Origin of the sequence: Pseudomonas sp. FSL R10-1339, assembly GCF_009600545.1 — a bacterium.
Taxonomy (GTDB): domain Bacteria; phylum Pseudomonadota; class Gammaproteobacteria; order Pseudomonadales; family Pseudomonadaceae; genus Aquipseudomonas; species Aquipseudomonas bubulae.
The window spans coordinates 1-674 of sequence record NZ_WIVQ01000247.1; the positions used below are offsets into that span (position 1 = coordinate 1).

Below are 674 nucleotides of genomic sequence, written 5' to 3' on the forward strand. Positions count from 1 at the left end.
TACTGGCGCAGCGCTTCAGCGTCGTAACCCTTGTCAGCCAGCAACCAGCGGCAACGCTTGCGTGGGCGACCGCGCAGGCTGGGTATGCAAGCCTGATCGAGTAGCGGTTGGGCATAGGCTATATCGCTGGCTTGTCCGCCTGACAACAGGAAACGCAGAGGCACACCATTGGCGTCGCACAGCATGTGAATCTTGGTCGTCAGGCCACCCCGGCTGCGCCCGAGCGCGTGGTCTTGCGGTTCTTCAAATCCCCTTTTTTCCCGGCACCTGATGAGGCCCGGGTTGCTCGTACGGCAGTGGAGTCGATCATCCATGTTTCCAAGTCAATCAAACCCTGCTCATTCAATCGGATATGAAGACGCTTGAGCATCTGATCAAAAGCTCCGCAATCACGCCATCCCCGGAACCGTTGATAGATCGTTGACCAAGGGCCGAATCGTTCGGGCATGTCTCGCCAGGCTGCGCCAGAGCAAAGCACCCAGAGAATACCGTTTAGCATCAGGCGATCATCGGCCCGAGGGCGCCCGGTGCGCTGATTTTTGGTGAAGATATCTGCAACCAGATCCCAGGCTGCGTCGGGGAGTTCATACCGCTTTGCCATCTTGGCCTCCTGGCTTTAATGGCGGTGTATTTTACAGAAAATCGTATTTCTTGGGTTTACGTACAGAGCCTAG

Annotated in this window: 1 pseudogene; it reads right to left on the reverse strand. The window is 56.5% G+C overall.

Annotated features, from left to right (window positions below):
• Window positions 1–601, reverse strand: a pseudogene (locus GHO03_RS24660) (IS5 family transposase); the annotation flags it as partial.
• Window positions 602–674 lie beyond the last annotated feature (73 nt).